Genomic DNA, 890 nt, shown 5'->3' with positions numbered 1-890 from the left:
ATAATTACCTGTATCAAGGCGTACCTGTTGCCGCTAAAGGTGATTTAGTAAGCTGCCCTAAATGCAAAGGGGTTTTCCCTATTGTGGAAGGTAACAACGACTTAAAGCATCAGGGAAAACCTATTGCATTGGAAGGTATGCAAACAGTCTGTGGCGCAAAACTGATTGCCAGCCAGAAAGATTTTCTCTCTTAATGAGACGACAATCACTTTGGCCTATTTTAGGCAATATTGGCGCACTGCACCTGTCTTCTCCATTTCACCGGGCTAATACATTAATCCGGTAAAATGGAGAGACGAGAAAAATATCGCGACTATTCGCGGGTCATGGGTAATTTATTGAAAAGGAGAAATTGCTATGCCATTACCACTTCTTGCGCCAGCGGCTCCCGCTCTTTTAGCTGCGGCTGAATGGACACTGGCTGCTTGTGCAACAGGATTAGCCGCCGTTGGTGTGATGGAAAGCACCAAAAATAAAGAAGGTGAACAAGACAAGGCAAAAGCGGATACAAAAACAATTGCTTCGTCCCGTACCGAATGTGAGAAATGTCCGGCAATTGGCAACGTTACGATGGTTTGGGAAAAGACCACATCGTATTCAGAAATAACTATTGCTTATCAAACAAAAATTGCCGGGACGATATACAACCCTGAATTAAACATAATTGAGACTTGGTTATGTATGGATACAAATTTCGATGGTTGGAAACCTGCACAATGCTTATTTCTTGAAGCCAAAGCCAAATATGACCAATTTTTCAAAAATGGAATACCTATAGATTGGTGGAAAATAAGTAAAAGCGGGGATAGATCCATGACGACTCAGGACGAAGACCAGACTAACGGATGCGCTACAGTAGATGGAGTGATCGGGAGGGACTCGCAGAGGTT

At 43.1% G+C, this 890-nt stretch carries 2 protein-coding genes; both read left to right on the top strand.

What is annotated here, in order from left to right; translation table 11 throughout:
* Positions 1 to 194: PAAR domain-containing protein (locus tag V2H77_RS00300; protein ID WP_341497212.1), on the top strand; the 194-nt coding region annotated here is incomplete at its 5' end.
* A gap of 163 nt (positions 195 to 357) precedes the next feature.
* The coding region (locus V2H77_RS00295; protein WP_341497211.1) for a restriction endonuclease fold toxin 5 domain-containing protein at positions 358 to 890 on the top strand (533 nt) is incomplete at its 3' end.

The sequence above is a fragment of the Photorhabdus sp. P32 genome, from assembly GCF_038085095.1.
GTDB lineage: Bacteria > Pseudomonadota > Gammaproteobacteria > Enterobacterales > Enterobacteriaceae > Photorhabdus > Photorhabdus luminescens.
This window is presented reverse-complemented; position numbering and strand designations above follow the sequence as displayed.